Annotated in this window: 21 protein-coding genes, 1 pseudogene and 1 riboswitch; of the genes and pseudogenes, 8 read left to right on the top strand and 14 right to left on the bottom strand. The window is 76.3% G+C overall.

Annotated features, from left to right (window positions below):
- Positions 1-42: 42 nt before the first annotated feature.
- On the top strand, positions 43-2,241 hold the full coding sequence (helR, locus tag ACF1AK_RS11225) for an RNA polymerase recycling motor ATPase HelR (protein ID WP_391498502.1): 2,199 nt from the start codon (positions 43-45) through the stop codon (positions 2,239-2,241).
- A 126-nt stretch (positions 2,242-2,367) separates the two neighbouring features.
- Here helR and ACF1AK_RS11220 read toward each other — a convergent pair whose 3' ends face one another.
- Together ACF1AK_RS11220 and ACF1AK_RS11215 are read right to left on the bottom strand one after the other, a co-directional pair.
- Positions 2,368-2,742 (bottom strand): hypothetical protein, encoded by a 375-nt coding sequence (locus tag ACF1AK_RS11220; protein ID WP_391498501.1) that lies wholly within the window; start codon positions 2,740-2,742, stop codon positions 2,368-2,370.
- Positions 2,743-2,861: 119 nt separating this feature from the next.
- Entirely contained in the window at positions 2,862-3,707 is an 846-nt protein-coding gene (locus ACF1AK_RS11215) for an SDR family NAD(P)-dependent oxidoreductase (protein WP_391498500.1), read from the bottom strand.
- An 89-nt stretch (positions 3,708-3,796) separates the two neighbouring features.
- Between ACF1AK_RS11215 and ACF1AK_RS11210 the strand changes: the two genes are divergently transcribed.
- Entirely contained in the window at positions 3,797-4,261 is a 465-nt protein-coding gene (locus tag ACF1AK_RS11210; RefSeq protein WP_391498499.1) for a MarR family winged helix-turn-helix transcriptional regulator, read from the top strand.
- Positions 4,262-4,402: 141 nt separating this feature from the next.
- Positions 4,403-6,178 carry a SpoIIE family protein phosphatase gene (locus ACF1AK_RS11205; RefSeq protein WP_391498498.1) on the top strand — a complete coding sequence of 592 codons (1,776 nt, stop codon included), beginning with the start codon at positions 4,403-4,405 and terminating at the stop codon, positions 6,176-6,178.
- 70 nt (positions 6,179-6,248) lie between these two features.
- Here the strand turns inward: ACF1AK_RS11205 and ACF1AK_RS11200 are convergent.
- The 5 genes and pseudogenes from ACF1AK_RS11200 to ACF1AK_RS11180 all read right to left on the bottom strand — a co-directional run.
- A pseudogene (locus tag ACF1AK_RS11200) lies at positions 6,249-6,545 on the bottom strand (STAS domain-containing protein); the annotation flags it as partial.
- 53 nt (positions 6,546-6,598) lie between these two features.
- Complete coding sequence (locus ACF1AK_RS11195; RefSeq protein WP_391498497.1) at positions 6,599-7,159, bottom strand: hemerythrin domain-containing protein; 561 nt, start codon at positions 7,157-7,159, stop codon at positions 6,599-6,601.
- A 172-nt stretch (positions 7,160-7,331) separates the two neighbouring features.
- On the bottom strand, positions 7,332-8,522 hold the full coding sequence (locus ACF1AK_RS11190; RefSeq protein ID WP_391498496.1) for a trans-sulfuration enzyme family protein: 1,191 nt from the start codon (positions 8,520-8,522) through the stop codon (positions 7,332-7,334).
- Between the two features lie 112 nt (positions 8,523-8,634).
- Positions 8,635-9,768 (bottom strand): signal peptidase I, encoded by a 1,134-nt coding sequence (gene lepB, locus ACF1AK_RS11185; RefSeq protein WP_391498495.1) that lies wholly within the window; start codon positions 9,766-9,768, stop codon positions 8,635-8,637.
- Positions 9,769-9,921: 153 nt separating this feature from the next.
- Complete coding sequence (locus ACF1AK_RS11180; RefSeq protein ID WP_391498494.1) at positions 9,922-11,001, bottom strand: LuxR C-terminal-related transcriptional regulator; 1,080 nt, start codon at positions 10,999-11,001, stop codon at positions 9,922-9,924.
- Positions 11,002-11,269: 268 nt separating this feature from the next.
- Here ACF1AK_RS11180 and ACF1AK_RS11175 point away from each other — a divergent pair, with 268 nt between their 5' ends.
- The gene (locus ACF1AK_RS11175) at positions 11,270-11,521 is read left to right on the top strand and encodes a hypothetical protein (RefSeq protein ID WP_391498493.1); all 252 of its coding nucleotides are present in this window, start codon (positions 11,270-11,272) and stop codon (positions 11,519-11,521) included.
- Here the strand turns inward: ACF1AK_RS11175 and ACF1AK_RS11170 are convergent.
- Positions 11,499-12,668 (bottom strand): magnesium and cobalt transport protein CorA, encoded by a 1,170-nt coding sequence (locus tag ACF1AK_RS11170; protein ID WP_391498492.1) that lies wholly within the window; start codon positions 12,666-12,668, stop codon positions 11,499-11,501. The genes ACF1AK_RS11175 and ACF1AK_RS11170 overlap by 23 nt on opposite strands.
- A gap of 364 nt (positions 12,669-13,032) precedes the next feature.
- A riboswitch (M-box (ykoK) riboswitch) is annotated at positions 13,033-13,214 on the bottom strand.
- Positions 13,215-13,557: 343 nt separating this feature from the next.
- Between ACF1AK_RS11170 and ACF1AK_RS11165 the strand changes: the two genes are divergently transcribed.
- Positions 13,558-15,159, top strand: coding sequence for an ABC-F family ATP-binding cassette domain-containing protein (locus ACF1AK_RS11165; RefSeq protein WP_391498491.1), 1,602 nt, complete (start codon positions 13,558-13,560; stop codon positions 15,157-15,159).
- Positions 15,160-15,216: 57 nt separating this feature from the next.
- On the opposite strand, the gene ACF1AK_RS11160 is transcribed toward ACF1AK_RS11165, so the two are convergent.
- From ACF1AK_RS11160 to ACF1AK_RS11150, 3 genes are all read right to left on the bottom strand, one after another.
- Positions 15,217-15,975 (bottom strand): class I SAM-dependent methyltransferase, encoded by a 759-nt coding sequence (locus tag ACF1AK_RS11160; RefSeq protein WP_391498490.1) that lies wholly within the window; start codon positions 15,973-15,975, stop codon positions 15,217-15,219.
- A gap of 35 nt (positions 15,976-16,010) precedes the next feature.
- Positions 16,011-16,424, bottom strand: coding sequence for a VOC family protein (locus ACF1AK_RS11155; protein ID WP_391498489.1), 414 nt, complete (start codon positions 16,422-16,424; stop codon positions 16,011-16,013).
- A 357-nt stretch (positions 16,425-16,781) separates the two neighbouring features.
- A complete protein-coding gene (locus ACF1AK_RS11150; RefSeq protein WP_391498488.1) occupies positions 16,782-17,483 on the bottom strand; it encodes a lysophospholipid acyltransferase family protein in 702 nt (233 codons plus the stop codon).
- Between the two features lie 407 nt (positions 17,484-17,890).
- Between ACF1AK_RS11150 and ACF1AK_RS11145 the strand changes: the two genes are divergently transcribed.
- Both ACF1AK_RS11145 and ACF1AK_RS11140 read left to right on the top strand, forming a co-directional pair.
- A complete protein-coding gene (locus ACF1AK_RS11145; RefSeq protein WP_391498487.1) occupies positions 17,891-19,387 on the top strand; it encodes a bifunctional phosphatase PAP2/diacylglycerol kinase family protein in 1,497 nt (498 codons plus the stop codon).
- Positions 19,388-19,411: 24 nt separating this feature from the next.
- On the top strand, positions 19,412-20,290 hold the full coding sequence (locus tag ACF1AK_RS11140) for a class I SAM-dependent methyltransferase (protein ID WP_391498486.1): 879 nt from the start codon (positions 19,412-19,414) through the stop codon (positions 20,288-20,290).
- A 231-nt stretch (positions 20,291-20,521) separates the two neighbouring features.
- Here ACF1AK_RS11140 and ACF1AK_RS11135 read toward each other — a convergent pair whose 3' ends face one another.
- Positions 20,522-20,944 (bottom strand): hypothetical protein, encoded by a 423-nt coding sequence (locus ACF1AK_RS11135; protein WP_391498485.1) that lies wholly within the window; start codon positions 20,942-20,944, stop codon positions 20,522-20,524.
- Between the two features lie 285 nt (positions 20,945-21,229).
- Between ACF1AK_RS11135 and ACF1AK_RS11130 the strand changes: the two genes are divergently transcribed.
- Entirely contained in the window at positions 21,230-21,436 is a 207-nt protein-coding gene (locus ACF1AK_RS11130) for a hypothetical protein (protein ID WP_391498484.1), read from the top strand.
- 220 nt (positions 21,437-21,656) lie between these two features.
- Here ACF1AK_RS11130 and ACF1AK_RS11125 read toward each other — a convergent pair whose 3' ends face one another.
- Together ACF1AK_RS11125 and ACF1AK_RS11120 are read right to left on the bottom strand one after the other, a co-directional pair.
- Entirely contained in the window at positions 21,657-22,790 is a 1,134-nt protein-coding gene (locus ACF1AK_RS11125) for a DUF6745 domain-containing protein (protein ID WP_391498483.1), read from the bottom strand.
- 109 nt (positions 22,791-22,899) lie between these two features.
- Entirely contained in the window at positions 22,900-23,226 is a 327-nt protein-coding gene (locus ACF1AK_RS11120; RefSeq protein ID WP_391498482.1) for a hypothetical protein, read from the bottom strand.
- Between the last annotated feature and the right edge of the window lie 117 nt (positions 23,227-23,343).

Here is a 23,343-nt window from a genome sequence, read left to right as displayed (position 1 = left end):
GTGCATCAGCAAGTGTCGGAATCCAGGACCGGAGCCGCTGCCATGACGTCCCTGACCGCCCCCGCCACCGGCGTGTTCGACCTCCCCGACCGTCTCCGTGCCAAGGCCGACCCGGCGCTGACCGCCGAGGACGAACGGCACTTCGCCGCCGTCGCGGAGAGCCTGGAGCGGGCGGTCGCCGAGGTCTCCGGCCAGCTCGACGCCGCTCTGCGGGCGCCCGGCGGCGCCGGCCGGGCCGCGATGGACCGGGACGCGGAGGTCCACCGCCTCACCGGCCGGCTGCGCGCGCTGCGCCGCTTCGGCCTGGACCTGTGCCTCGGGCGGATCGTCCCGGCGGACGGCGGGGCCCCGGTGTACATCGGCCGCCTCGGCCTGACCGACAGCGAGGGCCGCCGGCTGCTGCTCGACTGGCGGTCGCCGGCCGCCGAGCCGTTCTTCGCCGCCACCCACGCCGGCCCGATGGGCCTGGCCAGCCGGCGCCGCTACCGCTGGACGGACGGCCGGATCACCGACTACTGGGACGAGGTGTTCGCCGCCGAGGGCCTGGAGGGACACGCCGCCCTCGACGACCAGTCCGCGTTCATCGCCACCCTCGGCGGCAGCCGTTCGGCGCGGATGCGGGACGTGCTGGCCACCATCCAGGCGGACCAGGACGCCATCGTCCGGGCCGGCTCGCGCGGCGCGCTGGTGGTCGACGGCGGTCCCGGCACCGGCAAGACGGTGGTCGCCCTGCACCGCTCCGCCTATCTGCTCTACGCGGACCCGCGGCTCGGCCACCGCCGCGGCGGCCTGCTGTTCGTCGGCCCGCACCAGCCCTACCTGGACTACGTCGCCGACGTGCTGCCGAGCCTCGGCGAGGAGGGCGTGCGGACCTGCACCGTGCGGGACCTGGTCGCCGAGGGCGCGGACGCCGTGGTCGAGCGCGACCCCGAGGTGGCGCGGCTGAAGTCCTCGGCGGACATGGTGCGGGCGGTGGAGAAGGCCGTGCGGATCTACGAGGAGCCGCCGACCGAGGGGATGACCGTCTCGACGGACTGGGAGGACCTCTGGCTGAGCGCCGACGACTGGGCGGAGGCCTTCGGGGCGCCCGGTCCCGGCACCCCGCACAACGAGGCGCGCGAGGAGGTCTGGGCGGAGCTGGCCGAACTGCTGCTGGCCAAGCTGGACGGCGGCGAGGACATCCCGGTCGAGACCTTCCTGCGCTCGCTGCGGCGGGACGAGGAACTGGTCACCACCCTGAACCGCGCCTGGCCGCTGCTGGAGGCCGCCGACCTGGTCGGCGACCTGTGGACGGTGCCCGCCTACCTGCGGCTGTGCGCCCCCTGGCTCACCCCCGACGAGGTGCGCCGGCTGCAGCGCGCCGAGGCGCAGGCCTGGACGGTCTCCGACCTGCCGGTCCTGGACGCCGCGCGGCAGCGGCTCGGCGACCCGGAGGCCGCCCGGCGCAAGCGCCGCCAGGAGGCCGCGGTCGCCGCCGAGCGCGCCAGGATGGCGGACGTCATCACGGACATCCTCGCGGCCGACGACGACGGCGAGGGGGCGGTCACCATGCTGCGCGGCCAGGACCTGAAGGACACCCTGGTCGACGGGAGCGCGCTGCCCGCCGACGACCCGGATCGGCTGGCCGGACCGTTCGCCCACATCGTCGTGGACGAGGCGCAGGAGCTGACCGACGCCGAGTGGCAGATGCTGCTGCTGCGCTGCCCGTCCCGGAGCTTCACGATCGTCGGCGACCGCGCCCAGGCCCGGGACGGCTTCACCGAGTCCTGGCAGGAGCGCCTGGCGCGGATCGGCCTGGACCGCGCCGAGGTCGCCTCGCTGAGCGTCAACTACCGCACCCCGGAGGAGGTCATGGCCGAGGCCGAGCCGGTCATCCGGGCCGCGCTGCCGGACGCCAACGTGCCCACCTCCGTCCGGCGCAGCGGGGTGCCGGTCACCCGCGGGACGGTCGCTGAGCTGGACGGCCTGCTCGGCGGCTGGCTGGACGCGCACGCCGAGGGCACCGCCTGCGTGATCGGCGACGCCGCGTTCACGGCGGAGTTCGGGGCGACGTGCCGCGCGGAGTTCCGGGGGACGCCGCGGATCCGGGCGCTCACGCCGGAGCTGGCGAAGGGGCTGGAGTTCGACCTCGTGGTGCTCGTCGAGCCGGCGTCCTTCGGTGCGGGCGTCGCGGGCGCGGTCGACCGCTATGTCGCGATGACCCGGGCGACCCGGCAGCTCGTCGTGCTCACCGGCGCCTGACCTCCGGCGCCGGGCCCGGGGTGTCCTGGGCCCGCGGGGGGCGGGGCCCCGGGAAGCCGTGCCGGTCACAGCCGTCCGCGCGAGGCGGTGACCGGCACGGCGGTCGCGGGCCGTGAACGGCCTCGGTCAGCGGAGGAGTCCGGGACGGAGCGCGTCGATCCAGGACGCGAAGTCCGCGGACTCGACCTCGAAGTCCTCGGGCCCCAGGTCGCCGAGGTCCGACGCGTACACGGGGGACCCCGGATCGCCGGTGCGCAGGAGGAACCCCCGGCCACCGCTGTCGTCGCCGACGCGGACGAAGCCCGGTGCGTACCGCGCGACCTCGTAGGTGGCGTTGCGTTCGCCGAGGGACCCGGCCGGGTACACGGTCACACCGGCCTCGGTCATCAGGCCGTCCGCCACCTTCCACAGGGCCACCAGCGGAGCCGGCGGCTCCGGCCCGCCCCCGGTGGCGGGCGAGGGGCCGCCGCCAGGAGTGTTGACGCGCGTCGTCACAGCCACGCATCGTTCCAGCGGTGCCGACGGCGGGTCAATGACCTCCAGGTGAACACGACGACGCTCGCCGCACGCCGCCCCGCCCGGGCCGTTCACCTGGGCCGCCGAACGGCCGGCCCCCCGGCTCAGGCCACCCAGCCGGCGGTGAGGCCCTGCACCGCGGAGCCGTCGAGGTCGGCGAGCTTGACGCCGACGAAGGCCCGGGCGCGCTCGGAGGTCTGCACGCGGAACGGCGGCCGGTCGGCGGTGAGGGCGTCGAGCACGGCCCCGGCGGCCTGCTCCGGGGTCTGCGCCTGGTCGAAGGCGGCCCGGGTGCGCGCCACGTAGGCGTCCAGGGCGGGCGCGTAGGGGCCGGCGGCGGCCAGCAGGGCGGGCAGGTCGATGCCCTGGCTGGCGACGAACTCGCTGGCCACCGCGCCGGGTTCGACGACGGTGACGGCGACCCCGACGGTCGCGGCGACCGGGGCGAGCGACTCCATGAAGCCCTCCACGGCGAACTTCGCCGCGCAGTAGGCCTCGTTGAAGGGCTGGCCCACCACGCCGCCGACGCTGGTCACGGTCACCACCCGCCCGCCGCTCGCCCGGAGGTGCGGCAGGGCGGCACGGGTCACCTCGACCACGCCGAAGTAGTTGACCTCCATGGCCTCGCGGACCGGGCCGAGCCCGTCCTGCTCGACGGTGCCGACCCGCCCGGCACCGGCGTTGTTGACCAGGGCGTCCAGCCGGCCGTGGCGGTCGAGCACCCCCGCCACGCACGCGGCGACGGAGCCGGCGTCGGTGACGTCGAGCCGGGCGACCTCCACCCGGCCGGTGACACCGGCCGCATCGGCGGCCTCCAGCAGCGCGCCGCGGCGCCCGGGGTCGCGCATGGTGGCGACGACATGGAATCCGGCACGGGCGGCGGCCACCGCGGCGGCGAGACCGATGCCGCTGGACGTGCCGGTGATGAGGACGATGCGGTCGCCGGTCACGGCGGCTCCTTCTTCCAGGTTTATGTGCGTGCACACACACCCTAGCAGGATGTGTGTGCACGCACACGCAAAAAGGTAGGCTGACCGGCATGGCGCAGCGCACCGACCTCACCCTGGGAGACCTCACCGCCCGCGACCACGCCTTCTACGGCCTGGTCTGGGCCGGCACCACCCTGAGCACCCGGGTCGACCAGGCCCTCACCCGGGCCCACGACCTGCCGCTCTCCTGGTTCGAGGTGATGCTCTGGCTGCACGCCCAGGACGGGCCGGTGGCCGCCTCCGACCTGGGCGCCAAGACGCTGCTCAGCCGCAGCCAGGTCTCCCGGGTCGCCGACGCCCTCCAGGCCCGCGGCCTGGTCGAGCGCGCCCCCTCCCCCACCGACGCCCGGTCGGTGCGGATCGCGTTGACGCCGCAGGGCCGGCAGCTGTTCGCCGCCGCCGACGCGACCCGTCGCGCGGCGCTCGCCGAGGTCTTCGACGACCGCCTCGACGACGCCGACATCGCCGCACTGGAGAGCGTCTGGGCCAAGCTCAAGCGCCCGGCCGGGGCCTGAGCGGCCCCTCGGGCCCTCTCCTTCGGATCCCACCGGGCGGGCGTCGTGATCCGAAGGGGAGGACCTAGCGGAAACCCGCCGGCCGGTCAACCACCGGCCACCGCGTGGGCGTGCCGCGCCCCGACGCGTGATCATGGAGCCATGCGGTTCCGGTACGACGACGCAGGAGAGGGCGGCGGCACGGCGGGCGCGGACAGGACGGTGCTCGCGGCGGCGGCCGCTGCGCTCGCCGCCGGAGGCGCCGGCACTACCGACAGCGACGGCCCGGACCTGCTCGGTGAGCTGATCGACGTGCTGCCGGCCGGAGTGGCCCTGCTCGACGCGGACCTGCGCTGGCGCCACCTCAACCCCGCGTTCACCGCGGTCACCGGCCTGCGCCGGGCCGACCTGCTGGGCCGGCCCGCCGGGGCGACGGCCTTCGCGGGCGCCGTCGCCACGCTGCGCCGCGTCCTGGCCGACGGACGCGACCGCGAGCACGCCACCGGCGCGCCGGACGGTCCGGGCTCGCCCGTGCCCGCGGGCCTGCGGGTGCGCTACCGGCCCCTGGGTGCCGGCGGCCGCGTCACCGGCGTGCTGGTCCTGGTGCCGGACGACCCCGGACCGGTCCGGGAGCTGCGGCACGAACTGGCCCGGGCCCGGACGCGGCTGGCGCTCCTGGAGGCCGCCGCCGAGCGGATCGGCACCACGCTGGACGTCGGCACCACCTGCACCGAGCTGGCCGCGTTCGCCGTTCCCCGGCTGGCCGAGCTCGCCACCGTCGACGTGCTGCCGCCGGACGCCGACGCCCGCACCGGTCGCACCCCGGGCCGCCGCTTCCACCGGGCCGCGCTCGACCGCGCGGACGGCCTGCGCCCGGCCGTCGACCGGCTGCCCCGCCCCGGGGAGTCGGTGCGCCACCGGGAGGGATCGGCGGCCGCCCGCGCGCTGTCCTCCGGGGCCGCCGTGCTGCTCGCGCCGCGCACCGCCGGGGAGCTGACCGAGGCCGCGCCCGACCAGGCCTCGGCGGCCGCCTACCGGGCCGCCGGGGTGACCTCGCTGCTGGTGGTGCCGCTGGCCGCGCGCGGCCGGGTGGTCGGGCTGCTCACGCTGGCCCGCACCGCCGCCTCCCCCGGTTTCGGGCCCGAGGACGCGGTGCTGGTCGGCGACCTCGCCGCGAGGGCCGCCACCGGCATCGACAACGCGCGCCGCTACAGCCGTTCCCAGGGCATCGCGCTGGACCTCCAGCGCGCCCTGCTCAGCGAGCCGGGCCATCCGCACCAGAACCTCGAACTCGCCTCCCGCTACCTGCCGTCCGGGGCCAGCTCGGTGGTCGGCGGCGACTGGTACGAGACCGTCCGGCTGCCGTTCGGGCGGACGCTGCTGGTCATGGGCGACGTCATGGGCCACGGCGTCGAGGCGGCGGTCGACATGAGCAGCTACCGCGCCACCCTGCGCGACGTCGCCGGGACGGACCTTCCGCCGCACCGGATCCTGCGCCAGCTGGACACCGTCATCGCCGCCAACGAGTCCGCCCGGCCGGCCACCTGCCTGCTCGCCCTCGCCGATCCGGGCCGGGGCCGCTGGACGTTCTCCAGCGCGGGCCACCTCCCGCCGGCCCTGATCGCGCCCGGGCGGCCCACCGAACTGCTGCGGATCCCCACCGGGCCGCCGCTCGGCACCGGGCTCGGCGGCTACCAGCAGACCGCCCGCGACCTGCTGCCGGGCGAGACCCTGCTGCTCTACACGGACGGTCTGGTGGAACGGCGCGGGGAGGACATCGACGTCTCGCTGGCCCGACTCGCCGCCCTGCGCCTGCCCGCCGCCGGATCGCTGGACGACCTGCTGGACGCCGCACTGCGCGGCGCCGGGCCGGACACCGCCGGCCCGGCGGAGGACGACATCGCCGTCCTGGCGGCCCGGCCCCGGCTCCGGGCGTAGCGGGCGGTAAGCGTGCGCCACCGGTGCCGCCGGTTCCGTCACCGGTTCCCTCGCCGGTGAACAGCCCGGCCGTGCCGGTCAGTTCGAGCAGCCGGGCGAGCTGGCCGTTCACCCCGGTCAGCACGAAGCGGACGCCCCGGTCGTGCGCGCCCTTGCGGGCGTAGAGGAACTGGTTGAGGCCCGCCGAGGCGCAGAACGCCAGCGCCGAGCAGTCCACCAGGACGGCCCCGCCGCGGTGCGCCCGGCGCACCGCGGCACGCAGCGCCTGGTGGAGTTCGTGCTGGTTGTCCATGTCGGCGGCGCCGGCGAGCTCGACGGTGACGGTCGGGCCGGCCTGCACCGGGCGGGTGACGGAGAGCGTGGACATGGCACTGCCCTGCCGGGGCCGCCGCGCCGACGGGGGCGCGACGGCCGGGGGCCTCAGGACCTGCCGCGACCGGTCACCAGGTCGCGGGCGCGGTCGACCAGTCCGGTGCCGGGCGCCAGCAGCTTGTTGGCCGGCGGGGTGTGCGGGGCGGCGGGGTGCGGCCGGGTGGGGGCGAGCTTCTTCGCCGTCCGCACCTGCTCGCCGAGCTCCGACAGCCGCTGCGGCGAGCAGGCGTCGGCGAGCGCCGGGAAGAGGTGGTCCTCCTCGTCGGCGAGGTGCTCCGACACCTCCGAGATCACCCGCTCCACGAGCGGGTCGAACCGGCTGTCGGTGGCCGCCATGCCCTCCAGCTCCTTGAGCAGGCGCTCCACCGTGGCGTGGTCGGCGATCTCCTTGTCCGCGAGCGTCGCACCGCCGGGGACGTGCGCACGGACCGCCGGGTAGAGGTACTGCTCCTCCGCGACGGAATGGCGCACCAGCTCGATCGTGAACGCGTCCACGATCTCGCGGCGGCGGTCGTCGCCCGGGGGCAGGACCTGGAACTTCTCGAAGAGTTCCTCCACCTCGCGATGGTCGGTCATCAGTTCCGCGATCACGTTTCCGCCGTGTCCCATGGCGTTCGCACCGTCCTCCGGGTGGCCGGGCGGCGATCCGGGTCGTCTCGGTCACCGGTCGTGGGCTGCCCACCGATCGTGGGCTACCGGTCGGCTGCCCGGGTGCGCCCGGTCCAAACGGCCCCACGCGGCCCGCACCGCTCCCACGGCCGGCCGCCGGCCGCCGGGGGGCTCAGAGTGCGGCGAGGGCCTGCTCCAGATCGGCCCGGATGTCCTCCGGGTGCTCGATGCCGACGGCGATCCGGACGGTGCCCGGGCCGATGCCGGCGGCGGTCAGCTCGTCGTCGGACAGCTGGCGGTGCGAGGTGCTGGCCGGGTGCAGGACCAGGGTGTGCACGCCGCCCAGCGAGGGGGCGAGCGAGGCGAGGCGGACCGCGCCGACGAAGCTGCGGGCGGCCTGCCGCCCGCCGGCCAGGTCGAAGGCGAACACCCCGCCCTGGCCGTCCGGCAGCAGCCGGCGGGCCCGCTCGTGGTCGGGGTGGCCGGGCAGGCCCGGGTGGTGCACGAGGGCGACCGCCGGGTGCGCGGCGAGCCCGCGGGCCAGGTCGAGCGCGGTCTCGTTCTGCCGGCGGACCCGCAGGCCCAGCGTCTGCATGCCGCGCAGGGTCAGCCAGGCGGCGAACGGGTCGAGCGCGGCGCCCTGTTCCACCGCGTGGTGCCAGACGCGGCGGTGCAGGTCCACGTCGGCGAAGACGGCGAGCCCGGCGAGGACGTCGGAGTGGCCGCCGAGGTACTTGGTGGCCGAGTGGATCACGATGTCGGCGCCGTGCTCGATCGGGCGGCAGAGCAACGGGGTGGTGAAGGTGTTGTCCACCACGCTCAGCACGCCGGCTTCGCGGACCGCGCCGATCAGCCCGGGCAGGTCGGTGACGCGTGCGGTGGGGTTGGAGACGGTCTCCAGGTACAGCAGGCGGGTGGTCGGGCGCAGCGCGGCGCGCACCTCCTCCGGGTCGTCGCCGCGCACATGGGTGACGCTCACGCCCCAGCGCGCGGTCAGGTCGGCGAGGGCCGCGAAGGTGCCGCCGTACAGGCTCTGCTGGGCGATCACGTGGTCGCCGGAGCGGAGCAGCGCGCCCAGCACGGTGGTGATCGCGCCCATGCCGGAGGCGGCGGCCAGCGCATCGCCGCCGCCCTCCAGGCCGGCCACCGCGCGCTCCAGCGAACGGACGGTGGGATTGCCGAACCGGCTGTAGAAGAAGGCCCCGTCAGGGCCGCCGAAGGCGTCCGCGAGGGAGTCGCTGTCGGGGAAGGCGAACACATGGCCCTGGTGCAGCGGCACGCCCAGCGGGCGGCTGCCGGCCGCCTCCTCGACGGGCGGGTGGACGATCCGGCTCTCGGGGCGCAGCCCGTGGTGATCACTCATGCCACCCATGCTGGCCCGCCGCCGCGGGAGCGGAACAGGTCCAATCCCGCCCCGGTGGCCTGGAGTGCCCGGCGGCGGCCTCCGGCCGCCGCCCCGGGCGCCCCGGACGTCGTCAGCGGCCCCCGCTCCCGGCACGCCGGGCCCGGCGCCGCCCCCGGAGCGCGAACGGGACGACCACGGCCATCGCGGCGGCCTCCGGGGCCGACGGCCCGGCCGGTCCGGCCTCGCCGCGCGGACCGCCGCCCGAGGCCAGGCCCTGCTGGTCGAAGGTGTCCGGCACCGGCAGGGTGTCCCAGCGCGAGAGCGGCCAGGCGATCACGAACGCCCGGCCGACCACGTTCTTCACCGGGACGAACCCGCCACCCGGCTCGTTGACGTGGAAGCGCGAGTCGCGGGAGTCGTTGCGGTGGTCGCCCATCACCCAGAGGTGGTCCTTGGGGACGGTCACCTCGCCGACCGGCGCGTCGTCGCACGGCGTCGAGCCCGGGAACAGGTACGGCTCGTCCAGCGCCACCCCGTTGACCTTGACCGGGCTGCCCTGCCGGCACTCGACCGTGTCGCCGCCGACCGCGATGACCCGCTTGATCAGGTCCTTCTCGTCGTCGGAGGGCAGCAGGCCCACGGTGCTGAACACCGTGCGGATGCCTTCGGCGAGGGCGTTGCCCTTCTCCCTCGGCACCGTGTCCAGCCAGCCGCCCGGGTCCTTGAAGACCACCACCTCGCCGCGCTCCGGCTCGGCGCCGAACCAGGGGGTGAACTTGTCGACCAGGACGCGGTCGTTCTTCTCCAGCGTGTGCTGCATCGAGCCGGAGGGGATGGAGAACGCCTGGACGAAGAAGGTCTTGATGCCCAGCGAGAGCAGCAGGGCGATGCCGATCAGGATCGGCAGCTCCTGCCAGAGCGGCCGCTTCTTCCGGGCCGTCTTCCCGTGCCGGCCCCTGCCCCTCCCGGCGCCGCCTTCCCGGCCGTCGCCGCCGTTCCCCTCCGGGCCGTCCGGGCCGCCCGGGCCGTCCGGATCACCGGGGCCGCCGGCGGCGGTCGCGGTCGCGGCGGCCACCGGGGCGGCGACGGACCTCGCCTCCCCCGCCTCCGGGCCCGCCGCACCGACCGGGCCCGCCGCGGCCCGTGGCTCCGCCGGACCGCCGGCCGGGCCGCTCCTCGGGCCACCGGCCGGACCACTCGTCGGGCCGGAGCCCGTACCGGCCTCACCGCTGCCCGCCGAACCCGCGGTCTCCTCGATGCTCATCCCTGGCCCCCTCCGGACGGCCCGGCGGGCCCCGCCGCGGGACCCCCCGTTGTCAGCTAACGAACGGTGGTTCCCGCCGACCCGTCAGAACGTACACCCGTGCACCGCTGCCCACCACGGCCGCCCGGGCCGGGCCCCCGGGCCGCGGCCCCGCTACGCCGTCCCGCCCGCGAGCATGATCCGCGCGACCAGCTCACGGCGGCTCGCCACCCCGGCCTTGGCGAACACCGACTTCAGGTGGTCCTGCACGGTGTACGGCTTCATCGCCAGCAGCCGTGACACGTCCCGGGTGTCGCACCCGCGCACCAGCAGCAGCGCCACCTCCTGCTCCCGTGCCGTCAGCCCGTAGGCGGAGAGGTAGAGCGGCATCGCGTCGGCGGGGGTCGCCGGGGACGCCACCACCGTCACCTCGCCCTCGCTGCCGCCCTTGAGCGCCGAGCCGTGCAGCACGTACCAGCGGCCGCAGCCGTCCTGCACCCGGACCTTGCACTGCGGCGCGGCCAGTCCGCGCGCCGCCCGGCGGGCGTGTTCGGCGGCCACCGCGAAGGCCGTCGGCACGCCGAGCGAGGTCCGGCTCGGGTCGGCCAGCCGCCCCAGCAGTTCCTCCGCCGGGCCGGAGAGCGCGAGCGGCCGGTTCGCCGGACCGAGCACCACCACGGCCGGGCCGTCGTCCCCCGGCCCGCCCGGCTCCGTCTCCCACCGGCCGTCCGCGGTGGCCGGCGGCACGTGGCAGGCCCGCAGCGCATTGCCCAGGTGGCGGGCGGCCAGGTCCGCGAACTCGCGCTGCTGGGCCAGGTACGGCCCCCGGCCGGCCGCCCGCATGAACGCCGCGCAGCCCCACATCCCGCCGTGGGCGTCGAACACCGCCCGCAGTTCGTCGCCGAAGCCGGCCGGGCCGATCAGCTCGCGGAACCGCGCGCTGTCCGCCGGCCGTCCCCCGGTCGCCCGGCTGAGCGTCTCCGCGCGGACGCCGCTGCGGCGGATGGCGGGGAAGGTCGCCACGTCGTCCGCCCACACCTCCAGACGCACGGCGTCCTCGAACCCCGCCAGGCTGAGGTCGTCGCTCAGCACCGAGGTCACCAGCCCGGTCGCCGGGTCCGCCGAGTGCCAGCAGACCGCGTCGTACTCCAGGAGCGGGCGGAGCAGTTCGTCGGCTCTGCGGAACACCTTCTCGGCCGTCAACCCCGCCGCGGCGAGCTCCCGGAGCCCCCCGATCGCCTGTTGCGCCGCCATCCCACGTGCTCCACGTGATCCCATGGTCCGGAAGTTAGCAGGCACACCGACCACCGGCCCATGCACCGGCAGGCGGATCCGTTCTCCGTCTCCAGAAGGTCCCGCGGCCCCGCGATCTCATCCTCGCGAACGTCCGAACCGGGTACGACAGTGCCGCCGCGGGCGTTGACACGCGCGCCCGGTCCCACCATGTGACCGATCGTCAGTCCGCCCGGCCCGGAAGGAGATCCGGTCCGCCGCCGCCCCGCCCCCTGTTGCAGAACTTCTTTTGCAGAGTGCCCGGCGGGGGCCCCTCGGCGCCCGGCTCGCGCCCGGGGTGGCCGGGCGCCGCGCCGGCGGCCGGGCCGTCCTGCTCGGCCTGGCCACGGGCGCCGCCGGGGTCCTGCTGCTCGCCGCCACCGCCCGCACCGCGGGCCCGGGCGCCGCCGCCCTCGCCGCGGCGGCCCTCCTCTGGACCGGCCGCCGCACCGCCCCCGCACCGGCGGGCCGTCAGAGCGTCAGAGCCAGTCGCGGCGCTTGAAGATCAGGTAGAGGCTGGTGCAGACCAGGGCCATCAGCGCGATCGCGAAGGGATAGCCGAAGGCCCAGTGCAGTTCCGGCATCTCGTCGAAGTTCATGCCGTAGACGGTGCCGATCAGGGTGGGGGCGAAGAGGATGGCCGCCCAGGAGGAGATCTTCTTGATCTCGTCGTTCTGGGCGTGGCCGGCCTCGGCGAGCTGCTTCATCTCCTCGTTCTGGCGCTGGGAGACCAGGGTGGCGTTGACGGTGAGGATGTTCTGCAGCATCTGGCGGAAGCCGTCGACCCGCTCCGCGGCGTAGGTGGCGTGGTCGGCGACGTCGCGCAGGTAGCGCTGGAGCTCCTCGTCGGTGCCGTACTTGCCGAAACCGGCCTCCAGGCTCTTCATGATCTCCAGCAGCGGCCGGGTGGCCCGCTGGAACTCGATGACCTCACGGGAGAGTTCGTAGATGCGCCGGGACACCTGGGGGTCGCCGCCGAACACCTCGGTCTCGATCTCGTCGATGTCGTGCTGGAGGCCCGCGATGACCGGGGCGTAGCCGTCGACGACGGCGTCGAGCACCGCGTAGAGGACGGCCTCGGGGCCGAGCGCCAGCAGGTCGGGGTCGGCCTCCAGGCGGCGGCGGACGGCGGAGAGGTCGGGGGCCTGGGAGTGGCGGACGGTGAGGACGAAGTCGGGGCCGACGAACAGGTGGATCTCGCCGAAGTCGACCTCCTCCACGTCGTCCAGGTAGCGGGCGGCGCGCAGCACCACGAACAGGGTGTCGCCGTAGCGCTCCAGCTTGGGGCGCTGGTGGGCGACGATGGCGTCCTCGACGGCCAGTTCGTGCAGGTTGAACCGCTCGGCGGCCTCCAGCAGCTGGGCCTCGGCGGGGCGGTAGAGCCCGATCCAGGCCATGGTGCCGGGCTTGCCGGGCAGTTCGCGGTAGACGTCGGCGAGGGTGGCGGACGACTGCACCCGGTGGCCGTCGCGGTAGACGGCCGCGTCGACGACGGAGCGCTCCAGGCTCACCTGCTCGGCCGGCTGGTCCGGGCGCGGGTCCATGGAGTGCTCGGGGGCGGGCAGGGGGGCCGCGCCGCCGGACGGGGCGACGGGACGGGAGAAGGGACGCTTGCTCGCGCGCACGGCGCGCACACGCCAGTCGGACATGTCGGGGTACCTCCGCGGTTCGGTGGCCGCCGCACCCCGGACGTGGCGGGTCGCGGGTGCGGGGCGGGCGGGAGGCGCCCGGCCGTCCTCCACCGCGCACGGCGCCCGGGCCGCGCGCGGCCCGACCGGGATCAGCGGCGGGCGGTGCGGCGGCGGGGGTCGGGAGCGGTACGGGAGGAGGGGTGCCGGGTGCCAGGAAGAAGGGGGGACGTCCTGGGGCGGGGCCGACTTCGACCCGGACTGCCACTGCACTCCACTGCTCTCACCTCCTCGCCGTCGGGGCGCCCTCGCAGGGTCGCCGTTCCCGGGCCATCAGGAGGCTCCACGCGCCGGAGCGGGCGCGCACGGGCGCCGCGACGGCGGGTGGGCACCCCTGATCTCGTCAGAGCTTTGGCACGCCACGGCGTAGCGCCCCGGCTTCCCGGGGTGCAGCCACTTGGGGTCACCCCTTAGGCCGGGGAGACCTGTCCTGACCCTGGGCGTCTCTCGACGTCGTGGGGTCAGTGGCCTGTGTCCGTGGCGACGCCTCACCGAACGAGGTGCCTTCACAACCTCCACGAGTCTAGTACCCGCCGGAGGGTTCCTTCGACCGGGGGTCGGGCGGCGATCCCGCGCCGGGCGCCTCCGGCTGCGGCTCTTGCGCCTGACGTCGCGTCAACCGGAAGCCGCCCAAAAGGCGTTCGGGCGCATCCGGACGGCGTCCCGGCGGCGCCCCGGAGCGTCCCGGGCCGCGCCGCTCGGGGCGGCCGGGTCCTGCGGGAAAACCGCATGCGCCCGCCCCGCGTCGCGGGCTACCCTCGGCGCCATGCCGACGCCCCGCATCTCCTAGCCGACGGACCCGCCTCCACGCCACCCGTGTGTCCGTCCGCTGTTACGGAGCGTCATCCCCTTGATCACCACCCGTGGTGTCGACGTGCGCGTCGCCGCCCGCCTGCTGCTGTCCGACGTCACCCTCCACATCGCCCCCGGCGACCGCATCGGCCTGGTCGGCCGCAACGGCGCCGGAAAGACCACCCTGCTCGCCACGCTCGCCGGACGGCTGCGCCCCGCCGCCGGCACCGTCACCCGCACCGGCCCGGTCGGCCACCTCGCCCAGGACTCCCGCGCCGCCGACCCGGCCGTGACCGTCACCGACCGGATCCTGTCCGCGCGCGGCCTGGACACCGCCGTCCAGGAGCTGCGCGCCGCCGAGCACGCCATGGCCACCGCCCCCGACGAACGAGGACAGCGCCGCGCCATGGCCGCCTACACCCGGGCCGAGGCCGAGTTCCAGGCCCGCGGCGGCTACCCGGCGGAGGCCGAGGCCGCGCGGGTCGCGGCCGGCCTCGGACTCCCCGACCGGGTGCTGGACGGTCCGCTGGGCGCGCTCTCCGGCGGCCAGCGGCGCCGGGTCGAGCTGGCCCGGATCCTCTTCGCCGACCACGGCACCCTGCTGCTCGACGAACCCACCAACCACCTCGACGCGGACGCCGTCGGCTGGCTGCGCGGCTACCTGGCCGGCTACCCGGGCGGGCTCGTCATGGTCAGCCACGACGTGGCGCTGCTGGCCGGCACCGTCAACCGGGTGTTCCACCTCGACCCGCAACGCGCCACGATCGACGTCCACAACACCGGTTGGGCGGCCTACCTGGCGCAGCGCGCGGCCGACGATCGCCGGCGCGCCCGCGAGCGGGCCAGCGCCGAACGCAAGGCCGCCGCCCTGCACGCCCAGGCCGACCGGATGCGGGCCAACGTGGCCACCGCCGTCACCGCCCGCTCGATGGCCCGCCGGGCCGACCGGATGCTCGCCGCGCTCGAACCGGCCCGCCGCGCCGAGCACACCGCGCGCATCCGGCTGCCCGAGCCGGCGCCCTGCGGCCGGATGCCGCTCGGCGCGGTCTCCCTCGCCAAGGCCTACGGCGGGCGTGCCGTGCTCGACCGGCTCGACCTCGCCGTCGACCGGGGCAGCCGGCTCGTCGTGCTCGGCCCCAACGGGGCGGGCAAGACCACCCTGCTGCGGATCCTGGCCGGCCGGGAGGCCCCGGACGGCGGGCGCGTCGTGCCCGGGCCCGGGCTGCGGCTCGGCTACTTCGCCCAGGAGCACGACACCCTCGATCCGGCCCGCACCGTCCGGGAGAACCTCGCCGCGGCCGCACCGGGGCTCACCGACGGCGATGTGCGGAACGTCCTCGGCGCGTTCCTGTTCCGGGGCGACGACGCCGACCAGCCGGCCGGGGTGCTGTCCGGCGGCGAGAAGACCAGGCTCGCGCTGGCCGGGCTGGTCCACTCGGGCGCCAATGTGCTGCTGCTCGACGAGCCCACCAACAACCTCGACCCGGCCTCCCGGGCCGAGGTCCTGGCGGCGGTCGGCGGCTACCCGGGCGCGATCGTGCTGGTCACCCACGACCCGGGGGCGGTGGAGGCGCTGCGGCCGGACCGCGTCCTGCTGCTGCCCGGCGGGGACGAGGACCTGTGGAGCGAGGAGTACCTCGCCCTCGTCGCCGAGGGGTAGGCCGGCCGGTCTCCCGGCACCGGGGGTGGTGTCAGGGGGCGGTGTCAGGGGGTGCCGTCAGGGTTTGCGCGCCTCGATGAGGAACCGGGCGGAGTGGGCGACGAACGGCCCCTCCGCCCGGATCAGGGCGTCCAGCTCGCGCAGCCGCGCCCAGTGCGCCTCGACGGTGAAGCCCGGCACCATCCAGACCACCTTGCGCAGGAACCAGACCACCGCACCGATGTCCAGGAACTCGACCCGCAGCCGCTCCGAGCGCAGGTCGGCCACCTCCAGCCCGGCGGCCCGCGCGGCGGCCGCGGCGTCCTCGGGCCGCCGGGCCCGGCGCGCCTCCGGCTGGGGCCCGAGGAAGAACTCGACCAGCTCGAACACCGAGGCCGGCCCCACGTGCTGGGCCAGGTAGCTCCCGCCGGGGCGCAGCACCCGGGCGATCTCCGCCCACCACACGGTCACCGGGTGACGGCTGGTCACCAGGTCGAAGGCGTCGTCGGTGAACGGCAGCGGGGGCTCGTCCTGGTCCGCCACCACGACGGCGCCGAGCGGGTGGAGCACCGCGCTCGCCCGGGCCAGGTTCGGCGGCCACGCCTCGGTGGCGGCCATCGTCCGGGGGAAGCGGTCCGCGACGCCGGCCAGCACCTCCCCGCCGCCGGTCTGCACGTCCAGCGCCGCCGAGGCGCGCGCCAGCCGCTCCCCCAGCATCCGCTGGTAGCCCCAGGACGGGCGCTCCTCGGTGGCCCGGCCGTCCAGCCAGGAGAAGTCCCAGCCGTCGACCGGGGCCCGGGCCGCCTCGTCCACCAGCTCCTCGAACGTACGCTCCATGCCGCCCATCCTGCCCCGTCGGCCCCGGACCCGCCCTACAACTGGGCGGCGATCAGCTCATTGCCGTAGAGGTCCCGGAAGTGCAGCGAGCGGCCCGGCCCGCCGTCCGGCACACCGGGCCGGACGGGCACGCCGAGCTCCGCCAGCCGGGCCGCCACCCGGTCGAGGTCGTCCGTGTAGAGCACCAGCAGGGGCAGACCGCCCGTCTGGCGCCCCACCGCCGCCCGCGCGTCCGCGGACTCGGCCGGCATCAGCCACAGTCCCGCCCCCGGGCCGCCCGCCGGCCGGACGTGCAGCAGCCGGTACCCGTCGAGGTCCCCGTCGAAGAGCACGCGGAAGCCGAGGCCGTCCCGGTAGAAGGCGAGCGCCGCGTCGGCGTCCTCGACCAGCACCACCGTGCGACCCACCGCCGTGAACAACCCTGCCGTCGTGCCGTGTTCGTCGTCCATGCCCCGACCGTAGACCACTCCACCGACATCGCTGCCGGGGCTCCTCGGCCCCTCGGCGACGCAGGCGGGCGGACGGCCCGCACCGCGCGGAGGACAGCCCCAGGAGGAGCGCCCCGACCCGAACCCGCCCGCCGGGACACGGCCCGGCCCGGTGGACCGCAGCGACGGCAGCGACGGCAGCGCGGACCCGACCACCCAGCTCGACACAATCGCCCCGACGACCTCACATCGCCGGTCAACCACGCCCTCCCAACCACCCCCGCAGCAATGACCACACGACGAACCCGGGCGATCGCCACCCCACAGGCGAACCGGCGAGGTACGGAGCCCACCGCACGCGGCCCGCAACCAACCGGCTCACGCCTCCGCGGGTGCCCCCGGCTCCCACCCGGCGCGGCGGGCGGCGACCGTCCAGGCGGCGGTGACGGCGTGGTGGGCGCGGGCGGTTGCCTCGGCGGTGTCGGCCGGGAGGTGCAGCGGGGTGCCGAGGTGGACGTGCAGGGTCGGGCGGCGGGCGGGGGCGGTGGCGAGGCCGGCGAGCTGCTTCACCGGACCGCCGGAGGTGAGCCGGCGGGACCCGGCCTGGCCGAGCGGGACCACCGGTGCTCCGGTGGCCCGCGCCAGGCGCGCCAGGCCACTGCGGAACGGGCCGGGCGGCTGTTCCCCGGAGTCGCGGCGGCGGGGCAGCCCGCCCTCGCCGTAGATCAGCACGACCCGCCCGGACGCGAGGGCCTCGGCCGCCGCGTCGAGCGACTCCGCCGCCCGCGCGGTGCCCCGGTGGACGGGTATGTGGCCCTCCCGGCGCAGGGCCGGCCCGAGTACCGGGATCCGCCACAGCCCGGCGGTGGCCAGGACCACCGGCCGGGCGCCGAGCCGGTGCAGGGCGGCGAGCACGACGGCGGGGTCGGCGAGCGAGGTGTGGTTGGCGGCGACGATGCTGCCCGGCGCGGGGCGGGCGGAGTCGGCGCCAGCGGCGACGTGGGCACCGTCGGCGGTCTCTGCCGTGATCTGCAGGCGGCCGAAGGCGGGCAGGAGAAGGGCGGAGGCGCGGCTCAGCATGGCGGTGAGGGTCCTCGGTGACGGGTGCGGGTCTGCCGGCCAGTCTGCGCGGGCCCGGCGGAGGGCGCCTGAGTACCCGTACTCAACCCCGCGCGGGTAGTGCCCCGCACGGGAAGGCGCTCCGGGCCTCGGCGGTCGAGCGCGTGCGGTCCCTGCCGGGCCGGGGTCGGGCCCGGCGCGGCCAGCCGCACTCCGGCGTGCGGAACGTGATGCGGCAGCAGCGCGCCGTCGAGCCGGCCACCTGACCACTCCGGGGGTGCAGTACAGCGGCAGGCGGGCGCGTGGTCCGCCCGTCGGAGGGGACCGGCCCCGGCACCCGGACCACCCCGGTCACCTCACCGACCCCCTGCGTGCTCCGGGGCCGCTCGTCCGGCGTGTTCCGCGGGAGAGGGCCTAGGCTAGGCCGGATGAGGCGACTGGACGTGATCGATCAGACCCTGTTCCAGCGGATCGCCGTGGCCCGCCGCCCGTTCGGCGCCGGGTCACGGGTCGGGCCGTGGCTGCGCGGGTTGAGCCGGGCCGCCGACCACGGGGTGCTGTGGTTCGGCGCGGCCGCGGTGCTCGGGGCCGTCGGCGGACGGTCCGGGCGGCGGGCGGCCCTGCGCGGGGTGGGTTCGCTGGCCCTCGCGTCGTCGGTGGCCAACGTGGCGGCCAAACAACTCACCCGCCGGCCGCGTCCGCTGCTCGACCCGGTGCCGGCCGCCCGGCGGCTGCTCCGCCAGCCGGTCACCACCTCCTTCCCCTCCGGCCACTCGGCCTCCGCCGCGGCCTTCGCCACAGCGGTCGCGATCGAGTCGCCGGTGGCGGCCGCCGTGGTGGCACCGGTGGCGCTCGCGGTCGGGGCCTCCCGGGTGTACACGGGCGCGCACTACCCGGGCGACGTCCTGGCGGGGTTCGCGCTCGGTTCCTCGCTCGCGGCGCTCACCCTCCGCTGGTGGCCCCGCTCCTGCGACATACCGCCGTCGGCCGCGCCGCCGCGCCGCCCGGCCCCGGCGCTGCCCGAGGGGGCGGGCCTGTCGGTGGTGGTCAACTCCGGTTCCGGCAACGGCGCGCTGACCTCCGACGGCCCCGAGGAGACGGCCGCCGCCCTGCGCAAGCTGCTGCCGCGGGCCGACGTCCGGCTCTGCGGGCCCGGGGACGACCTGCCCACCCTGCTCGCCGAGGCCGCCGACCGGGCCGCGGCGGCCGGCGGAGCGCTCGGCGTCTGCGGGGGCGACGGCAGCGTCAACCTGGCCGCCGGGCTGGCCGTCGAACGGAACCTGCCGCTCGCCGTCTTCCCCGGCGGCACCCTCAACCACTTCGCGCTGGACCTCGGCATAGACGGCATCGAGGCGACGGCCGCCGCCGTGACCGCCGGCCGGGCGTGCGGGGTGGACCTCGGCCTGGCCGCCGACGACACCGAGCGCCGGCACTTCCTCAACACGTTCAGCCTGGGCGTCTACCCGGAGCTGGTCCGGGTGCGCGAGACGTTCGAGGACCGGCTGGGCAAGTGGCCGGCACTCGCGGTGGCCACCGCCCGGGTGCTGGCGAGCGCCGAACCGGTCACCGTCCGGGCCCGCGGGCGCGAGCGGCGGCTCTGGCTGCTGTTCGCCGGCAACGGCGCCTACGACCCGCCGGGTTTCGCCCCCACCCACCGGACCGGTCTCGCCGACGGTCTGCTGGACGTCCGGGTGGTGGACGGCGGACGCCCGTTCGCCCGGACCCGGCTCGCCGCCGCGTTCCTGTCCGGCACGCTCGCCCGCTCCCGGGTGTACCACGGCGCCCGGATCCGGGCCCTCGACCTGGAAGACCTCGGCGACGCCGGCCGGATCGCCGTCGACGGCGAGTCCGTTCCGGCCGCCGGCGCCCTCCGGCTGGCCAAGGCCCACCGGGCCCTGACCGTCTACCGGCCCGAACGGGACTGACCGGGGCACCGGTACCGTGACCGCATGGATGATCCCGGCCGCGGTGACGAACCCATCGGTCCGACCGGTCCGACCGGTCGGACCGGCCCCTCCGTCCCTCCGCTCCGCTCCCTGACCCGCTTCTACGACCAACTGGCCCCCGGCTACCACCTGGTGTACGCCGACTGGGAGGCGAGCGTCGCCGAGCAGGGCGCGAGCCTCGACGCGCTCCTGCGCGCCCGGCTCGGCGACGCTCCCGCGGACGTGCTCGACTGCGCCTGCGGCATCGGCACCCAGGCGCTCGGGCTGGCCGGCCACGGCCACCGGGTCACCGGGACCGACCTCAGCCCGGTGTCCGCCGCCCGGGCCGCCCGCGAGGCGGCGGCGCGCGGGCTGCACCTGCCCACCGCGGCCGCCGACATGCGCCGGCTCCCCTGCCCGGACGGGCGTTTCGACGCCGTGGTGTGCGCCGACAACGCGCTGCCGCACCTGCTCACCGCCGCGGACGTGCGCGCCGCTTTCGCCGAGCTGCGCCGGGTGCTGCGCCCCGGCGGTCTGCTGCTGCTCTCCACCCGCCCCTACGACGACCTTCGGCGGGACCGGCCGACGGCGACGGAACCCCGGGTGTCGGTGGACGGCGACGGCCGGCGGGCCGTCACCTTCCAGCTGTGGCACTGGCACGAGGACGGCGAGCGGTACGACCTGGAGCTCTTCCGGCTCACCCGGCGGCCCGGCGGGGACGACCAGGACTGGGGCCCGGTGAGCGTGCACCGCACCACGTACTGGGCGCTCACCCGGGAGCAGCTCGCCCGGTTCGCCGCCGAGGCGGGCTTCACCGCCGTGGAATGGCAGCCGCCCGCCGTCACCGGCTTCTTCCAGCCGGTCCTGCTCGCCCGCGCCGGCCGGCCCGTCGGCACCGGCTGACGCGGCGAAGAGCGCGGCGGGCGCGCCGGCCGGCACACCCGCCCGGCCCAGCAGCTCCTGGTGCCGTCGAGGCAGCGCGAGGGCAAGGGTGGGGTGCCGCAGGACGACGTCCACCGCTCTGGATCTGGAAGACGCTCCCCCGGACCTTCGGGCAGTTCACCGATGGGGCGGCGAACCCGCGCCCGCGGTCCGGCTTCGCCCGGCCGGCGCCGTCCGGCGCGTTCCACGGCCTCACTCCACCGCGACGTCCTTCGCGCCGTCGACCAGGTTGACCGGGCCGGAGATGTCGCCGGTCACCGACTGGTTCCCGACGGGAGCGGCGTAGACGGGCGGGGTGGTGCCCGCAGGGGGCGGAGCGGTCGGGGAACCGGCCTTGATCCTGACGTTGCCCTCCGCTCCCCGCACCAGGTTCACGGATCCCCGTACGGTCGCCGCGACGTGCTGGCCGCCGGCCACGGCCCCGCCTCCGGCCCGGTGCTGGAGGACCAGCCCCCAGACGGTCACCGCCAGCGCGGCCAGCGCGACGAACAGTCCCGCCACACCGGCCACCCAGCTGGACTTCTCCCACCCCACGCTGCCGAAGTACCAGATGAGGCCGCCCGCGGCAGCCACCGCCACGGTTCCGCCCGCCCACGCCATCGCTCTTCCCGACATAGCAGCATCATCGGCGATGCGCGGGGCTCGAAGCGCGGGATCACGCCGGATTGCACTCGATCGGGACCTCCGCGTGACGGACTCGTCATGTCCGTCCCAGGCCAGCGGTATGATCATCCGTTAGGCGGATCACTGAGCGGCACTCCATTCGGGGCAACTCCTGCTCAACGACGAAATCGGTTCGGACGACACGTCCATCAACCCGTACGGGTGACATTCCTTTCTATGACGCGGCGTCGGTCTCTAGGGTTCGAAGTACCGTTGGTCCACGAAGGGATAACCATCATGTACCGCACCGTCCGTACGTTCGCCGTCCTCATCGCCGCCGTCGGCGCCGTTTCCCTGCCCACCCAGGCCTTCGCCGACGAGGTGACGGTCAACACCACGACCATCACCGTCATCGGCACCGGCAACCAGCTCGCCGGCGGCGAGATCACCAACGTCGGCGGCGACGCCGTCATCGGCTCCTTCGACGGCATCGACGTCCACTGATCCCACCGCTGCACCGAACCCGCACCGCCCGCGCCCGTCCCAGGCGCGGGCGGTGCCGCACGACCCGGGCGGCCGCCAGGCACGGCCGCCGAACGGCCGGTGGGGCGCCCGGCCACCCCCTTCGCCGCGTGGGCCCGCCGGAGCGCCGCCGCCTTCCGGTGACCCGGCCCCGGCCCCGCGTCGCCGGCCGGAGCGGGCCGCACGGCGGAGCACCACGCGCTCAGGTCTCGCGCTGCGGGTGGTACTCCGCCTCGGTCATGCCGAAGGTCCAGGCCACTCCGGCGCGGGCGGTCATCGTGGTCGGCGGCACCCGCAGCCAGTAGGTGCGGAAGGTGCCGTCGGGCTCGGCGGTCGAATTGACCACCTCGACCATCACCACCGACTCGTCGGCGGGCAGGTCGATCCGCCAGAGCCGGCCGGTCTCGTCCTGGTGCACCGGGACGGCTCCGGCGTCGGAGAGGTAGCGCTCGTAGCCGTAGTGCTCCAGCAGGACGCGGCGCAGCTCGGCGTTCTCCTCGGTACGGATCCGCTCGACGGTGACGTCGCCGAGCCCGGCGAGGAAGTCGGCGGGCACCGGCATGCCACGCCAGGCGTGCAGGTCGAAGCCGTCGGAGTACGCCAGGGCCGGGCCGTCGGCGTGGTCGAGCCGGCCCGCCTCGTCGCGGTGCAGCGCCACCGGGCGCTCGCTGATCAGCGCCACGTCCGCGTACGGCCACCACCAGCCGGCGCCGCGCGCGACCTCGGCCAGCGCGGCGATCGCCCCGTCCGCGGGACCGCCCGGCGCGCCGGGCGTCGCGGCCGGCACCCCGGCCGCCTCGAAGGCGGCGAACCAGGGCGCGTCGTGCTGACCGCGCACGGCGTCGAGCAGGGCGATCCGGACCTCGGTCCGGCGCTCACGGGCGGCCTCGATGACGTCGTCCTCGTCGTTCTCGGTGTCCGGCTCGGGGGCGAGCCGGTCGAGGACGGCGCCGCGGATCCGGTCGGCCAGCGCGGTGGTCACCGGGCCGAGCTCGCCGCCGGTCAGCGCCCACAACGGCGCCCAGCCGGCCGCGCCGGTCCGCTCGACGGCCTGCCGGCGCACCGCGTCCCACGGCAGGGTCCGCACCGTCTCGCGCACCGTCACGGCGCCCGCCGCCCGCAGCTCCAGCGCCGCCTCCGCCGCCGCCAGCGGCGAGCCGAACCACCGGACGGCGGCCGGTTCGGCCAGGCCCACGGCCCGGTACGCGGCCCGCACCGCCCGCTCGACGCCGGCCCGGTCCGCCGGGCCGGTGGCGGCCGCCACCGCCCGCCAGCGGGCCGTCACCTCGGCCGTCCCGCCCGCCACGGGGGCCGGTGCCGTCTGTCCAGTCACCATCACACTCTCCGTTCCCGCCCGGGCACCGCGCCCGGCCGTGCCGCGGGCGCCGCGCGCCCGCCCCGATCCGTGTCCCTCGTCCGCGCGCCCCGGCGCGCCCCGCCGTCCGTCAGTCCGCGACCATCCGCACCGCGCCCGGCACGTACTCGCGCTGGCGGACCACCCGGTACCAGCCCTTGGGCAGCGGAATGGCCGCGTGCTCCTCGTGCACCACCCGGCCGCCCTCCGGCAGGTGCAGCCACGCCGTGCCGAACGGCCCCGACTCGCGCCGCAGCTCCCCCGGGCCGACCACGGCGTGCGCGTGGCCCGTGACCTCGCCCAGCGCCAGCACCAGCCGCCCCCGGGTGTCCCGGGGCTGCGCGGCCAGCGAGCCCACCCGGGCCGGCACCGCCTCCTCCACCACCGGAACCATCAGCACATCTCCTTGACGGAACATCAGCCCTCCCTGACCGACTCGACGACGCGGCGGAATCCCACGCCACGGACCCTAGGACAGGGGTCCGACAACGACGCCCGGTGCCCGGGTGACGGCCGTGCCGCACGGGGCCGGCGG

Origin of the sequence: Kitasatospora sp. NPDC015120, from assembly GCF_043080305.1 — a bacterium.
Classification (GTDB): domain Bacteria; phylum Actinomycetota; class Actinomycetes; order Streptomycetales; family Streptomycetaceae; genus Kitasatospora.
This window is presented reverse-complemented; position numbering and strand designations above follow the sequence as displayed.

Excerpts from the sequence above, each read along its gene's own strand:
- helR (WP_391498502.1), top strand. The coding sequence starts at position 43 with ATGACGTCCCTGACCGCCCCCGCCACCGGCGTGTTCGACCTCCCCGAC.
- ACF1AK_RS11210 (WP_391498499.1), top strand. The coding sequence starts at position 3,797 with ATGGCGCAGCGCACCGACCTCACCCTGGGAGACCTCACCGCCCGCGAC.
- ACF1AK_RS11205 (WP_391498498.1), top strand. The coding sequence starts at position 4,403 with ATGCGGTTCCGGTACGACGACGCAGGAGAGGGCGGCGGCACGGCGGGC.
- ACF1AK_RS11195 (WP_391498497.1), bottom strand. The coding sequence starts at position 7,159 with ATGGGACACGGCGGAAACGTGATCGCGGAACTGATGACCGACCATCGC.
- ACF1AK_RS11190 (WP_391498496.1), bottom strand. The coding sequence starts at position 8,522 with ATGAGTGATCACCACGGGCTGCGCCCCGAGAGCCGGATCGTCCACCCG.
- lepB (WP_391498495.1), bottom strand. The coding sequence starts at position 9,768 with ATGAGCATCGAGGAGACCGCGGGTTCGGCGGGCAGCGGTGAGGCCGGT.
- ACF1AK_RS11180 (WP_391498494.1), bottom strand. The coding sequence starts at position 11,001 with ATGGCGGCGCAACAGGCGATCGGGGGGCTCCGGGAGCTCGCCGCGGCG.
- ACF1AK_RS11170 (WP_391498492.1), bottom strand. The coding sequence starts at position 12,668 with ATGTCCGACTGGCGTGTGCGCGCCGTGCGCGCGAGCAAGCGTCCCTTC.
- ACF1AK_RS11160 (WP_391498490.1), bottom strand. The coding sequence starts at position 15,975 with ATGGAGCGTACGTTCGAGGAGCTGGTGGACGAGGCGGCCCGGGCCCCG.
- ACF1AK_RS11155 (WP_391498489.1), bottom strand. The coding sequence starts at position 16,424 with ATGGACGACGAACACGGCACGACGGCAGGGTTGTTCACGGCGGTGGGT.
- ACF1AK_RS11150 (WP_391498488.1), bottom strand. The coding sequence starts at position 17,483 with ATGCTGAGCCGCGCCTCCGCCCTTCTCCTGCCCGCCTTCGGCCGCCTG.
- ACF1AK_RS11145 (WP_391498487.1), top strand. The coding sequence starts at position 17,891 with ATGAGGCGACTGGACGTGATCGATCAGACCCTGTTCCAGCGGATCGCC.
- ACF1AK_RS11140 (WP_391498486.1), top strand. The coding sequence starts at position 19,412 with ATGGATGATCCCGGCCGCGGTGACGAACCCATCGGTCCGACCGGTCCG.
- ACF1AK_RS11135 (WP_391498485.1), bottom strand. The coding sequence starts at position 20,944 with ATGTCGGGAAGAGCGATGGCGTGGGCGGGCGGAACCGTGGCGGTGGCT.
- ACF1AK_RS11130 (WP_391498484.1), top strand. The coding sequence starts at position 21,230 with ATGTACCGCACCGTCCGTACGTTCGCCGTCCTCATCGCCGCCGTCGGC.
- ACF1AK_RS11125 (WP_391498483.1), bottom strand. The coding sequence starts at position 22,790 with ATGGTGACTGGACAGACGGCACCGGCCCCCGTGGCGGGCGGGACGGCC.
- ACF1AK_RS11120 (WP_391498482.1), bottom strand. The coding sequence starts at position 23,226 with ATGTTCCGTCAAGGAGATGTGCTGATGGTTCCGGTGGTGGAGGAGGCG.